The organism is Geminocystis sp. M7585_C2015_104 (assembly GCA_015295805.1).
Classification (GTDB): domain Bacteria; phylum Cyanobacteriota; class Cyanobacteriia; order Cyanobacteriales; family Cyanobacteriaceae; genus DVEF01.
Genome location: DVEF01000093.1, coordinates 1 through 13,496 on the forward strand (window position 1 = coordinate 1; position 13,496 = coordinate 13,496).

Genomic DNA, 13,496 nt, shown 5'->3' on the forward strand with positions numbered 1-13,496 from the left:
CCCTCCTTCCCGTCTATAAACCCCCTACCTTTGGGGTTTGACATAGGCAGGATAAAAAGCAATTTGACATTTCTAGACTCCTATCGTCCACAAGATGGGTATAATCCTAGTGAGAATGACACTGGTGGATTCCCTCTCGAGTGTAAACTCCTATACTCATTTTGGGGCAAAACAGCAGTAAACCCTACGGCCATGACTTTTTCTTTCTATGTTTAATCCTACTTCAAATACTAATCATCGCTGCTCGTTTCTACTCGTATGCAAGTTTAATCCCTTTTCAAGTTACATTTATTAATGTTTAACCTTTGTGGGGATTACAGTAAAGTCTATGTTTTTGGAGTCGTCTTAAAATATACCAAGGGAAATTACAATCAACTCAATATTTGTAAACCCATAGTTGTATTTAATTTCAGGCAAAACAATAAACCCCTGTTGCTGTGGGTTGATTGCAGAGTATAAATGGGGATAACATAACAATAGAATAACTCCTTTTTCAAAGTCTAGACTCAGATAAAACTACAATTAATGCCACCTCAACAGACTAATACCAGGATTTGACACAGGCAACATAAAACCCGGCTTCTATCTCATCCCCTGACATCTGTAGACTAATCCTACTATCACAACCAATCACCCCGATATCTCTATCCTTGTCTCAGTGTCTAAATCCGAGTAAAACAACAACTCCCATGGCTACCCCCAGAGTGTAAAGGGAGGGTAATATTGAAATCCTTTGAAATAAGCGGCGTGAAAAACCATCCGACGCCTCCATTGGTGGGGATAATAGCCAACTAATCCCACGTTGCAGTATTCATCCCCAGCAAAAGGGAATGATAATATGAATTTCCTAAACTCTCCCCAATTTTCCCCATTTCTGTTGACTAATCTTGGGATTTGACACAGGCAAAATAAAAAGCAAGCCCATGTCTTCACTTTAGTGGTATAATCCCCGTGTCTAATTCTCTCTAATTCCAATAGCAATAACAATCTATATCAACAATGCTAGACCAACATCTGGGGCTTAAGTACAAAAACAATCAACCACTCTTAAGCCTCTATTAGGGATTAGGTAGATTTTACCCCAAACTTGTCCCACTGTTTATACTAGGACAAAATGGCCAAAATGGCAATCCACCTAACAGCTGTAACTTTTTCCCCATATTTAATCTCACTTTGAATTACAATCACTTCTGTTTCTCTTCGCTTGTTTATGTGTTTAATGCCATCTTCAATCACAATTGTCACCATTACCCGTCTTGCACAATCAGTGTTTTATTCTGCGTCTTTCCGCCTCCCGGGGCTTCACTTTATGTTACAATCTCTTTTGTGTCACAATTTTTCCTATAACTGTGGAATAGTGCTACTGTCTCATTTCAGTAAAGTGACACTAGTAGGGTATCCCTAGTGTCTTATGGCAATAAAGACTATCATCCGTCCAATACTCATATTCAATATATTTAGTTGGGGTAACAATTACAAAATGTGAGTGTCTAATGCCACGAGGGCTGTAAACTAATGCCAGTATTTAATACAAGCAAAAACAAACCTCATGCCTGGAGACTAATCCCATGATGTAAACCGGGATAAAACCACAGTTAATGCCACTCCAGCCATATCCTGGGTTTGATAGAGGCAATGTCAAAAAAAATCCCACAACTTTCCACTAATTATTTTTATTTATGACAGCTAGCATTAAAATACTAGGCTAGTATCCTATGACTATTAAATCCCCCTGCCTCTGTATTCTCCCTGTAAACTGAGGCGGAAGTAATCACACCTTTTTAGAGTTATCCTGCTAGGTGTCTAAAATCGGAAAAAATTAGATTCCATCCTAACTCTGTGATTGTATCCCGGAATAACGCCAAGTATTCCTAATTTTTTAGTCTTCAGGGTAGTCCCAAAGACTAGGGTTTTGATAATATATCTCTGGACTAATACCAAAGTTAACCCTATGGCTACAACCCCTTATATGTTTAATCAATACCACCTTGAATCCCAATCAATCATCTCTAAGTCTTCTCACTTGTCTGCAGTTGTAATCCCACCTGTGGCAGTCTACCCTTCTTACCCTGCTGTGTGTTGTGTATAATCCTACTTTGAATGATAATCTCTACTAAATTCTTCTCAGGGTTTAGCCCTATTACAAGTCACAACCCTTGGTATACTCTTCTTAGTGTGATTGGTAGGGGTTATAATAATCAATTTCCTGTCTCCAGACTAGTGGCAGTATGTCTCAGCAAAAATGAAAATCTGTCTGATAGCTGTGGGATAATTCTAGTGTTTCATGCCATTAAGATAACACCTTGAGACTAATCTCAATTATGGTAGCAGGAATCGCAATATACCCGATAGTCCTATACTAGTCTCAATGTCTCTAATACCAGCAAGTTACATGAAATGAAGACGAAACTCCTAGAATAAATCCAGCGTCTGACACTATCAGGATGACAATCAACCTGGCATCTGTATCCTAACTGTTATACATAACGATTCCAGAGAATATGAGTAGTGTAGCCGTGGAAGGGATTTACAACAAAAAACCCCAATAATTGCTGGATGTAACACACCAGTTTTTCTGGTAGGCTATAAGGTGTTTTCCAAGATATGAATTATGGGGATAGACTATCATTGGCGTAAAAAAAGACTAAATATTTCCCGACTAGCCTTGGAATTCCCGCGGGTTACTCTCATTTTCTGGTTATTCGTGGCTGTGACGGGATTGCTAGCCTTTTTTTCCTTAAAATATGCCCTTTTCCCCGATGTGACTTTCCCTGTAGTGATTATTCATGCCCGTAGCAACACCGCTGCTAATACGGTTGAATTCACCCAAGAGATTATACATCCACTAGAACAACCCTTACTAAGATTGGAGGGTGTCGAGTCTATCACTTCTACATCTTATCCCCAAGAGGGGGTAATTAATATTCTGTTTTACGCCGGCAAGAGTCTGGAAGTAGCAACCGCAGAGGTGAAAAAGGCTGTCTCTTCAGTCTGGTTGCCTCCACAAACGAAATTGGAGGTTATCCCCTATAATCTAAATGAGTCTACTGCCATCACCTATGTCCTAACCAGTGATGATAAAAGTCTAGAAGAAACCGCGGTAGCGGCAAAGGAAAAAATCATCCCCCGTCTGAAGGAAATAACAGGGGTTTCTTCTGTAAGTCTTCTAGGACTAGAAGACGAAAATAATACTATTGTACGTTTTAATGGGGAATCAGCCCTGGCTTTACAAGTTGTCAAAAAGGCTAGTGCCAACACCTTAGAAATAGTAAAGGCTACAGAGTCTCTGCGTCGGCAATTACAACCCCTTTTCCCCGATATTGATTTTAAAATCGCCCAAACGGAAGTCGATTATATACAAGAGGCTACCCAGGCTACCATTGATAGTCTCTGGTTGGCTATTATCCTGGCTGTAGTTGTTATATTCCTCTTTCTACGCAACCCATTGGCCACTATCATAACAGCCTTTGCTATACCCCTGTCTCTACTGGGTACTTTCATTGTAATGCATATTGCCGGTTTTAATCTAGAAACTATTACTCTTCTGGCTCTAGCCCTGGTAATAGGAATTGTAGTAGATGATGCTATAGTCCAAGTGGAAAATATCAGCCGTCATCTGGAAGGGGGAGAAACACCGATACAGGCGGCTATCAGGGGAAGTGAGGAAATTGGCTTAGCTATTCTTGCAGCCACCATCTCTATTGCGGTTGTATTCCTGCCTGTTGCTTTTACTACCGGCAATTTAGGACAATTCTTTAAACCCTTTGCCTTAACTGTGTCCTCTTCTGTGATTATATCCCTTCTGGTGGCACGGACACTAACTCCTGTTTTGTGTCGTTACTGGTTGAGGGGGGGAAGACAAGAAAGACTTTTAACCGCCAGTATTGGGAGAAAATTGATTACTAGATACCTAAAGCTGCTCAATTGGGCATTGGGGCACCCTAAAATAATAATATCAGCCACTATTGTTATTTTCTGTCTTAGCCTTGCCCTAATCCCCCTTATTCCCCGAGGATTTATTCCCAAACTGGATAGGGGGGAGTTTAATATTTTCTACACTACCGCCTTACCCAAAATCCCCTCGAGTTGGCCTTCCTCCACTTCCCCCCCTGCCACAGGGGGTGGTGGGGATAACAATTCGGCTTTCAACTGGCTAGCCGGCATTAAAGATAATCCCAGTGGTTTTATTTTAAGGCGAACCCGTCGTGTTGGCGAGAGGATAGAAGCAGAAATAGCAAACATTCCCGAAATAGAAACTGTTTTTAACCTAGTTGGTTGGCGAAATCAACCCAATCGCGGCAAAATCCATGTCAGGTTGAAATCCGACAGGAATAAGAATACTGCCACCATTCAAGAGGAAATCCGTAACAGGTTGTCTCAACTTTCCCTTAAAGGTGTCACCTATAGTGTGGAGGATATAAAATTCGTCGACACGGGGGATAGTCAACCTTTTTCTGTTTCCCTGACAAGTGAGGATATTCCTCTTCTATACGCCACCGCCGCCAAGATAAAACCACAGCTTGAAAAAATCCCTGGCTTGGAAGACTTGACTGTTTCTCCTAACGATATTAGTCTTGCCGATGACAACACTCCTAATCTCATCCAACGGCTTGATGGGAAGGCGTCTATCACTTTCAATGCCAATCTGGCGACTGGGGAGGCTATTGGTAATCTGACTCAGGAGGTAATCCAGAAGATTCAACCCCTTCTTCCAGAAAAAGTCAATCTCGTTATTGGCGGCGATTCTGCCAGAATGGGAGAGGTTTTAAGACAGTTTTTTCTGGTATTTCTGGTTGCCTTAATTCTAATGTTGCTGACATTATGGCTACTTTTTGGTAGTTTAAGGGAGCCATTGGTGGTAGTATTATCTTTGCCCTTGTCCATGGTAGGCGCTATTTTTGCCTTGTTGATTACTCAAAAGGACTTTGGTATCATTTCTCTCATTGGTATTCTATTCCTCCTCGGTTTATTGGACAAAAATGCCCTCCTGCTAGTGGATTTTATCAATCAATTACGCCAAGAGGGAATGAGTATAAAGACTGCCGTTGTCAAGGGTTGTCTTACCCGCTTACGCCCTATTTTGATGACAAGTCTTTCCACTATAATGGGCATGCTTCCCATTGCCATTGGCATTGGCGCTGGTGCAGAATTAAGACAACCCATGGCTATAGCCATTATAGGCGGTTTAATTACCTCTTCCCTCTTGAGTCTAGTATTTGTGCCTGTCTTTTATTCTCTCATATTGCAAATTTCTAGGAAAACCAAAACCAGAAGAGTAGGAGTTGGCGGTGGGGGTGGGTATAGGCCATAGGAAATTGAGGGTGGGGTATGGGGAATGGTAAACCAAGTCATGAAAGACTTTAGTCTTTTTGGCTGCCAATGGTAATTAGTAAACAACACCACGATAAACTCTAGTCTTCTTGGGGGTTTGGGGGGAGGGGTTGGCTACCATTGTGGGTTTTTCCACCTGATTTACTGCCACCCCACGATACTTAATCACATCCTCAGGGAAAACTGCTGTGGTGTTTTGCCTGTTTTGTGTTTTTGCGTCTTCCAGGGTGAGGGAAGAGTCCTTTTCCTGTGTATACTGGAACAGGTTATATTCCTTTTTAACACCACTGCTGTTGTCCTTTACTTTTTTATCTTCGCCCGTATACTCGCCGGTAAATTCGCCAAGGGTTGTTTTTTCTAGCATTCTAGTCATCATCTCAATCATCTCGGCTTTTTGCCTATTAACCATCTCTTCTTTTATCTCTGCCGTCTCTGCGGAGGTTATATTCTCATGAGTATAGGGGGGAGATTCCCTAACATAATTTTCCTCTATTTCCCTAATGATGGTGTTTTTATGTCCTTCTACAATAGGTATTTCTTCCTCCCAAACGGTGTAGGAAAAACTTGTTTCAGTCACAAAAGAGTCTTTGCCTTCCCTGGCTATCTCTTCACATAAAACCATTGCCTTTTCCCTAAATTTTTTCGGTAAATCCGCCCTACGTCTATAGGTTTTTGCTTGGTATTTCAAAGTCAGAGATTTTTTGAAGTCTTCTGCTGAAATTCCCTGACTATTCAACTCCTCAAAACTTATTACCCTTGCCATGGCAGCCTCCTTATCTTTTTAATGGTAAAATCTACCACAAAGGTGACAATTGGCAAGACTTATTTGATTTATCTTCTCCTCCCCTCAGGCTAGCAGGAAAAATTTTAAAAAAAAGTAAAGCGTTATACATTTTAGCTAATTAGATAGTGTAAATAGGTGGTTGTGGGGGAATGGTAACTAGGTAAAAACACGCGCCAAGTCTTGCCCTGTCTTTGTCTGTGCAGGTATAAACTAAAGTTATTTTTGATTCTCTTTTTTGTTTTCCTTCCGGATACCAGGGTGACTTCATACTCTCCTTTTAGACAATATACAGGGAGATTAAACTTAACAGTTGGTTGAATTTTCCTGACATTTATCTTGTCTATCTGAAAAGAAAGTGGAGGGGCGCCCAAGTTTTTACTTAAGTAATTGTATTTATTTTCCAGGTATAATTGTAAGGCTTTTTTGACAATTTCGCCCCTGGGGGCAAATTCAAGGGGAGGGGGGGATACGGAAGCACAACTAGTTAACAGTAAACACAAGAATAAAAAGGAAGTAAAAATTCCTCTAAATTTGTATTCATCTCGAGAATTTTTCCCCATTTTGGATTTATTTTGTCTTTCAAACTAGCCAAGGCAAAACTGATAATTTTGCCATAGTTTAACACCAGTATACCTTCAAAATAGGGCGGCCGGGAATTTTATAAAGGACAATAGTTGAGAGGTTAACTGTGTTGTATCATCAATAAAGGAGACAATTTTCTGCCCATAAAAGAAATGAGTGAGAATTCTAAGGGTGAGAACAAATATACCGTAATTGAACTAAAAAAATCATTGAAACGCACTATCGTCCAGTTAGAAAAGGCAATTAAAATACTAAATCACAAGCCACCAAGGGATTTGCCCAGTTTAAAGGTGGTAGACGACTTGGTGAAAGCCAGCAATGCCCTAGTAGACTATTTACAGTTGAAAACAGAAAACCTGCCTCCAGAAGACAGCCAACCCCAAGCAGTAGAAAAGGAGACGGCTGTAGGTAGCGTAAGTAAAAGCAAAAACCGGGGGGTGAATACCAATTTGATACTAGTTGTGGTGTTGATTGTCAGTCTGGGATTTAATATTCTCACCTTCTTCAGCGGGGTAGTTTTCAGTGGAAAAGTGGTAGCCAAGACGGAAGAAACCTCCCTTGCCGGGAAGCCGAGAATGCCAGAGGAGAATCCTAACAATAAACTGGGGCAAACGGAGTTGTTAGAATCAGAAAACAGGGAAAATCTTCCTTCCCAACAGCCTCAACAAGATTATAGCCAGGAATTGCCGCTAGAATTGGAGAAAGAGGCGAATCTATCTGAAAATCAACAAGACTATGGCGAAGAGGAAATCCAAGAGGAAGTAGTAGAAGAAACAGATTTAGCTAACCTTTCCCCTGAACAATTCTTACTGAAGAATATAGAAGATAAACTAAAAACAATCACCCAAAAGTATGGGGAAAATATGGTAGTAAAAATCCTGGTAGACTTCCGGGAAAATAGCATAACCATAGCCTTGACAGATGACTGGCAAAATCTAAAGATAAACGAAAAAAACAAATTGGCAAGAGAATTGTTTGAGAAGGCAAAATCCCTGGATTTACATAAGTTTAGTCTCCAAGATAGTCGGGGGAATGTGTTGGCCAGAAGTGCGGTGGTGGGAGACAATGTGATTATAATGAAGTAGCTTTTGGAGAAAAATGGGGCTCAATTGTTTATAATTTATACATCCCATGAGATAGGACAACAAGAGTGGAAAGTGTCAAACCATGCCAGAAGGTGGCAGTGGCAATGACATTTTTCGCTAAAATTATCTAGCCGTATTAGCTGGTAGATATTGTAATTTATGAGTAGAGTGATTGTCATAACCAGTGGGAAGGGTGGAGTGGGGAAAACCACCATAACGGCGAATTTGGGCACAGCAATAGCTCAATTAGGCAAAAGAGTATGTTTAATAGATGCAGATTTCGGGCTAAGAAATTTAGACTTGTTACTGGGACTAGAGCAAAGGGTGGTATACACCATTATAGACGTCATATCGGGGGAATGCACCTTGGAAAAGGCGATGGTAAAGGATAAACGCACAGAAGGGCTATTTTTACTACCAGCGGCCCAAAATCGCACCAAGGACGCAATAAACCCCGAGCAAATGAAGGAGATCGTAGAAAAACTAACTTCCAGTTTCGATTATATCCTAATAGACTGCCCAGCGGGGATAGAAATGGGTTTCCGTAACGCCATCGCCGCTGCCAAGGAAGCCTTGATTGTCACCACCCCCGAAGTAGCTGCCGTGAGAGACGCTGATCGAGTGGTGGGTTTGCTAGAATGTGAAAGGATGGAGAGTATCCGTCTCATCGTAAACCGTCTGCGTCCAGAAATGGTTAAAATGGACGAGATGCTCAGCGTAGAGGATATACTAGACCTGCTGGTGGTTCCCCTAATTGGCATTATACCTGATGACAAGAGAGTTATAACTTCTTCTAATAAAGGGGAGCCCCTAGTGTTAAGCAATCCTGATACCCTACCGGCTATGGCCATCAAAAATATTGCTAAAAGGTTGAATGGGATGGAGGTGCCTTTTTTGGATTTGATGGGTACACAGGAGGGTTTATTGGCGAAAATCCGTCGTTTTTTCGGTTTTAACAACCCGTAATGAGTGGATGGGGTAATATGTTCAAAGGCATGATAGGAGAATTTAATCCCTGGGGTGGTTCCAGTAGTAGAATAAAGGCTAAGAACCGTTTGGAACTGGTATTATCTTGTGATCGCGCCGGTATTAACCCGGAAGCCGTCAACAGGATGCGGGATGAGATTGTGGAGGTAGTAAGCCGTTATCTAGACATAGACTTAGAAAAGATGGAGTTCTGTATTAAGAGCAATGACAGGAACACTTCCCTCAGTGCCATCCTGCCTATTAGAAAATTCAAGCGGGTATTCTCTGCTTCTCCCCCCGATTCTCAGTCTGTGGAGGAGGAAAAACACAATTGACTCTCTGTTACCGCAATGACGTCGTAACTGCCAAGGATTTTGGTGATTTTGGTCACTTTATGTAGTTCTTTTAGAGCACATTGTACCTGAGGACTACGACTATCACCGTGTAAATCCAGGAAGAAGAGATACTCTCCTAGACAGCGTTTAGTAGGACGAGATTCTATTTTAGTCAGGTTTATTTGTTTTTCTGCAAAGATTTGTAAAGGTTTTACCAGCACACCGGGGATATTAGCCTCAAAGGCAAAGGCAAGGGAGACATAGCAGCCGTCTGTGAGGGAGTCTTTTGCCACCACCCAGAAACGAGTACAATTGTCGGGATAGTCGTTGATATTATGGGCTTTTATGGGAAGCTCATACAGTTGTGCCGCCCTAGCAGAGGCAATAGCAGAGGCGGTGGGCTCATTCTTGAGGTGTAATAGGGCTTCTGTGGTAGAATTGGTGGGGATAAGACGGGCTTGTGGCAGGTATTTCTCTAGCCATTTCTGACATTGGGCCAAAGCTTGGGGGTGGGAGTAGACGGTTTGTATTTGTGCCAAACTGTCACCATGGGACAGCAAATTGTGTACAATGGGGATGGTGATGGCCTGTTGGACATGGAGACAGTCTAATTCCCAGAGGGTATCTAGGGTAACTGCCACTGAGCCTTCTATAGAGTTTTCCACTGGTACTATAGCAATATCTGCCTTCCCCATGGCCACCGCCTTTAGGGTTTGAGGGATGCTAACCAGAGGAAGCAGACGGGAGGTTATTCCCTTTTCCCGTTTCAGCTGTTGGGCATAGAAGAGGGTTGCCATTTCTGAATAAGTGCCCTCTGGTCCCAAATAGGCGATAATCTTCTCCATGGTGGGGGGTTAGTTGTCGTTTGCTGCCGTCTCCTGTTAGTGTTAATTGTAGCAGTGTCCTGTTCCCTTAAAGGAAATGTTGTCTACCCTTATCCTAACTCTATTGTTGCTCATTGGCCTTTTCTTCTTCATCAGAGGTAGTGTAAAGGAACGTAGAGAAACTGTCACCCTCGCCTGTCAAGACAATCCCGATAATATCCTCAGCTATCTTCGTGACTATTTTTTCCGGAGAGCCTATAGAGTAAAATCTATACATCCAGAGGAGAATAAGGTAGTCCTGGAGGGCCTTGTGGCTGCCAGTGGCTTCCTAGCAGTATTTTTAAGCTTTTTGGCAGGATGTGGGTTGTTTTGTCTAGGATTAGTGCTGTCAATGCTTTTCCAGTCGCAACCCTTATACTGGGCACTAGGACTAACCTTGCTAGCACCCTTTACGGGGTGGTACTATTGGCACAAGGCCAGAAGGGTAGAACAAGTAATCTTCCGTTTAGACGGCAATCCGGAAACCGACAAAACCCAAACCGTAATTACTATCCAAGCCCATAGGGACGAGTTGATTGAACTACAAAAAAACTTCCCCTTCGCCTACCAAGTGAGGGAATAGACAAAAAAGCCCCCCAACGGGGGCCTGTTCATGTTAGACTATACTAGAGTAGATTGGGGAAGGTGTGGACATTGGGGGCGTGCATTGCTTCCAACCCCATGTTGGCTCGGTTCAACAAGTCAGCCTCGGTGCGGATGACGTGGTTGCTGCTGTCGAGGATGGAGTAGTTGAAGTTGAAGCCGTTGAGGTTGAAGGCAACGCTACAGATGCCTAGAGTAGCAAACCAGATGCCTATGGTGGGGAATGCCGCTAGGAGAAAGTGGATTGAACGACTGTTACGAAGCGCCAAAGAGGGTATCAACAGTCTGCCCAAATAACCCACATGGCCAGCAACTAGATTATAGGTGGTTTCCTGTTGCCCAAACTTGTAGCCCTCGTTTACCGATTCAGCGTCTGTAGTCTCTCGTATTAGAGATGAGGTTACAAGGGAGCCATGGGTAGCACAAAGCAAGGCACCTCCGAATACCCCTATTACTCCTAACATATGGAAGGGGTGCATCAGGATGTTGTGTTCTGCCTGTACTGCCAACATAAAGTTGAAGGTGCCTGCTATTCCCAAAGGCATCCCCTGAGCAAAACTTCCTTGACCTATGGGGTACACCAGTAGCACCGCAGTAGCGGCACCAGCGGGGGCGGAAAATGCTGTGGCAATCCAAGGGCGCATTCCCAAACGCTCACTGTATTCCCATAGTCTTCCCAGGTAAGCCCAAACCGCAATCAGGAAGTGGAAGACTATCATCTGGTATGGGCCACCGTTATACAGCCATTCTTCTATGGATGCCGCTTCCCAGATGGGGTAGAAGTGTAGGCCCACTGCCGCCGAGGTTGGGACCACTGCCGCTGTTATTATGTTATTACCACTCAACAACGCTCCTGCCACTGGCTCCCGAATCCCATCCAAGTCTACTGGCGGCGCGCATATGAAGGCAATTACGAATACTATTGCCGCCACCAACATGGTGGGTATCATTAACACCCTAAACCACCCTATATAAATGCGATTATTGGTGCTTGTTACCCAGCGACAAAAGGCATCCCACAGGGAGGATGGCTCCAATCTTAGACGTTTGCCTATTACCGTTGCCATAGTCTCAAATCCTCCTTCTCTTTTGTTTACTCCCCCTCCCCGTTACACTACTTTACAAAAAGGGCAAAATATGTTAAAACACTTCCATTAGTTGGGTTCGTTTTTTTGGTAAACGGGGCAAGGGTTTTTCCTTTGACTTTTTAGCTAGCTATTCCAACAACTCCCCTGGGGGGTTTCATTCTAACCCCTAGGGTTTTTCTTCTTCTATATTAGCATGGGGTTTTTGGGGGCGTCTTTTATTTTCATTTATTCTTAACATTTTTTATTCATTGTTATTCTGCCTTTTATTGCCCTTAGCTGTTTTAGGCTGAGGAGGGGTAATTGTTAAGTTTTTATAAGTATTGTTTTCCCCTCCATTTTGTCGCCAGGGTTTGGATTTGTTGCAATTCTTGAGGGGAAATATTCTCTAGATGTTTTAATGCCAATGCCATTCTCCCCTGGGACTTTAATTTATCTTTGTGACGGGCAAGAAAGTCCCAATATAGATAATTAAAAGGGCAAGCATTTTCTGTACTTCTTGATTGAGGGTTATAGCGGCAACTGTCACAATAATCGCTCATTTTCCTTATGTAGTTAGCAGAGGATATATAGGGTTTAGTAGCCAGAAAACCCCCATCGGCAAATTGTCCCATCCCCAGTACATTTGTTTGCATTACCCAGTCGTAGGCATCGATGTAGGCGCAGTGAAACCAGTTTTCCACTTCCTGTGGACAAATGCCACTTATTAGGGCATAATTGCTGAGAATCATTAGTCTTTGAATATGGTGGGCATAGGCTGTATTTTCTGTTTGTTTTAGTACTTGTTTAAGACAGTTTAAATCTGTCCTATTGCTATCCCAGAAGAAGGGAGGTAATGGCTGAGTATGGTTAAACCAGTTGGACTGAAAATAGTCTTTTTCCACATAGTGATATACTCCATACATGTATTCCCGCCACCCCAATACCTGACGGATAAAACCCTCCACTGAGTTGATAGGGATAGAATTTTGATAGTAAACATTTTCCACTTCTTTTATCACTTCTAATGGTTGTAATAATCCCACGTTTAGGTAGGGGGAAAGTAGACTATGCCACATATATTGTTCTCCCGTTAACATCGCATCCTGGTATATTCCAAACCTCTGGAGACGGTTTTTCACAAAATCCCTCAGCGCTTTCAATGCCGACTCTCTTGTAACACCCCATTCAAATCTTTCCAACTCTCCATAGGTGGGTATATCCAGTTTTTTTACCTTTTCTATTACCTCTTTTGTAATCTCATCTGGCTCAAAGCTTAGTCTTTTGGGGGGCAATATTTTCCTGTTGGGGGGTTTTCTATTTTCCTTGTCTAAATTCCATTTACCTCCCACTGGCTTCCCTTCTTCTGTTAAAAGAATCTTCCATCTTTTTCTCCCCTCCCTGTAAAAATCTTCCAAAATCAATCTTTTCCTTCCCTCCGCCCACTCTCTAAATTCCTCCGGCTGCCACAAGAAGTTTATGTTGTTGTACCAGGTTATTTTGCTTTTTAATCCCAGACTGTTAATATACTCAAAAAAAGGCCTATCTGCCGGAAGCATAATTCTCAATTCAGCAATTTTATTACTCCTAATCCAGTGGTGGACAATAGGGGCAAAATCTCCCTGGGTTACCACATAGTCTACCTGCCATCCCTCCCCGGATAGCTTCTGGGCAAAATGACGCATCGCCGCCCAAATAAACACCAGCTTTTGCTTATGGTAACGTCTTTTTTTTACATATTCTAAACTCTCAATCATAAGAATAAGTGTTTCTCTCTTTTGCTCCTTGCTTGCCAAGATAGCAGGATTTTTATCAGTGAGTTGATCTCCTAATATCCAAATACCAATAGGCATAAATTTGCGGGACAAAATTTGATGTATTTC

The 13,496-nt window shown here is 42.5% G+C and carries 10 protein-coding genes; 5 read left to right on the top strand and 5 right to left on the bottom strand.

Annotation, left to right across the window (positions count from 1 at the left end):
• Positions 1-1,104 precede the first annotated feature (1,104 nt).
• Positions 1,105-1,248 (bottom strand): hypothetical protein, encoded by a 144-nt coding sequence (locus IGQ44_11130; GenBank protein HIK38526.1) that lies wholly within the window; start codon positions 1,246-1,248, stop codon positions 1,105-1,107.
• Positions 1,249-2,617: 1,369 nt separating this feature from the next.
• On the opposite strand from IGQ44_11130, the gene IGQ44_11135 reads away from it, so the two are divergent.
• Positions 2,618-5,311, top strand: coding sequence for an efflux RND transporter permease subunit (locus tag IGQ44_11135; GenBank protein HIK38527.1), 2,694 nt, complete (start codon positions 2,618-2,620; stop codon positions 5,309-5,311).
• 75 nt (positions 5,312-5,386) lie between these two features.
• Here IGQ44_11135 and IGQ44_11140 read toward each other — a convergent pair whose 3' ends face one another.
• A complete protein-coding gene (locus IGQ44_11140) occupies positions 5,387-6,094 on the bottom strand; it encodes a hypothetical protein (protein HIK38528.1) in 708 nt (235 codons plus the stop codon).
• Between the two features lie 755 nt (positions 6,095-6,849).
• Here IGQ44_11140 and IGQ44_11145 point away from each other — a divergent pair.
• The 3 genes from IGQ44_11145 (at position 6,850) to minE (ending at position 9,083) form a co-directional block, all read left to right on the top strand.
• Positions 6,850-7,782: a hypothetical protein gene (locus tag IGQ44_11145; protein HIK38529.1), complete on the top strand. Its 933-nt coding sequence runs from the start codon at positions 6,850-6,852 to the stop codon at positions 7,780-7,782.
• 159 nt (positions 7,783-7,941) lie between these two features.
• Positions 7,942-8,748: a septum site-determining protein MinD gene (gene minD / locus IGQ44_11150; protein ID HIK38530.1), complete on the top strand. Its 807-nt coding sequence runs from the start codon at positions 7,942-7,944 to the stop codon at positions 8,746-8,748.
• A 17-nt stretch (positions 8,749-8,765) separates the two neighbouring features.
• Positions 8,766-9,083 (top strand): cell division topological specificity factor MinE, encoded by a 318-nt coding sequence (gene minE, locus IGQ44_11155; GenBank protein ID HIK38531.1) that lies wholly within the window; start codon positions 8,766-8,768, stop codon positions 9,081-9,083.
• Here minE and pheA read toward each other — a convergent pair.
• The gene (gene pheA / locus IGQ44_11160; GenBank protein HIK38532.1) at positions 9,053-9,928 is read right to left on the bottom strand and encodes a prephenate dehydratase; all 876 of its coding nucleotides are present in this window, start codon (positions 9,926-9,928) and stop codon (positions 9,053-9,055) included. The two genes, minE and pheA, sit on opposite strands and share 31 nt — an antisense overlap.
• 76 nt (positions 9,929-10,004) lie before the next feature.
• Here pheA and IGQ44_11165 point away from each other — a divergent pair, with 76 nt between their 5' ends.
• Positions 10,005-10,529: a cofactor assembly of complex C subunit B gene (locus tag IGQ44_11165; protein ID HIK38533.1), complete on the top strand. Its 525-nt coding sequence runs from the start codon at positions 10,005-10,007 to the stop codon at positions 10,527-10,529.
• Between the two features lie 43 nt (positions 10,530-10,572).
• On the opposite strand, the gene IGQ44_11170 is transcribed toward IGQ44_11165, so the two are convergent.
• Positions 10,573-11,616, bottom strand: coding sequence for a Photosystem Q(B) protein 1 (locus IGQ44_11170; GenBank protein ID HIK38534.1), 1,044 nt, complete (start codon positions 11,614-11,616; stop codon positions 10,573-10,575).
• Positions 11,617-11,948: 332 nt separating this feature from the next.
• Entirely contained in the window at positions 11,949-13,466 is a 1,518-nt protein-coding gene (locus IGQ44_11175; protein HIK38535.1) for a cryptochrome/photolyase family protein, read from the bottom strand.
• Positions 13,467-13,496 lie beyond the last annotated feature (30 nt).

Coding starts and splice junctions, on each gene's coding strand:
- IGQ44_11130 (HIK38526.1), bottom strand. CDS start 1,248: ATGGTGACAATTGTGATTGAAGATGGCATTAAACACATAAACAAGCGA.
- pheA (HIK38532.1), bottom strand. CDS start 9,928: ATGGAGAAGATTATCGCCTATTTGGGACCAGAGGGCACTTATTCAGAA.
- IGQ44_11165 (HIK38533.1), top strand. CDS start 10,005: ATGTTGTCTACCCTTATCCTAACTCTATTGTTGCTCATTGGCCTTTTC.
- IGQ44_11170 (HIK38534.1), bottom strand. CDS start 11,616: ATGGCAACGGTAATAGGCAAACGTCTAAGATTGGAGCCATCCTCCCTG.
- IGQ44_11145 (HIK38529.1), top strand. CDS start 6,850: ATGAGTGAGAATTCTAAGGGTGAGAACAAATATACCGTAATTGAACTA.
- minE (HIK38531.1), top strand. CDS start 8,766: ATGTTCAAAGGCATGATAGGAGAATTTAATCCCTGGGGTGGTTCCAGT.
- IGQ44_11175 (HIK38535.1), bottom strand. CDS start 13,466: ATGCCTATTGGTATTTGGATATTAGGAGATCAACTCACTGATAAAAAT.
- minD (HIK38530.1), top strand. CDS start 7,942: ATGAGTAGAGTGATTGTCATAACCAGTGGGAAGGGTGGAGTGGGGAAA.
- IGQ44_11140 (HIK38528.1), bottom strand. CDS start 6,094: ATGGCAAGGGTAATAAGTTTTGAGGAGTTGAATAGTCAGGGAATTTCA.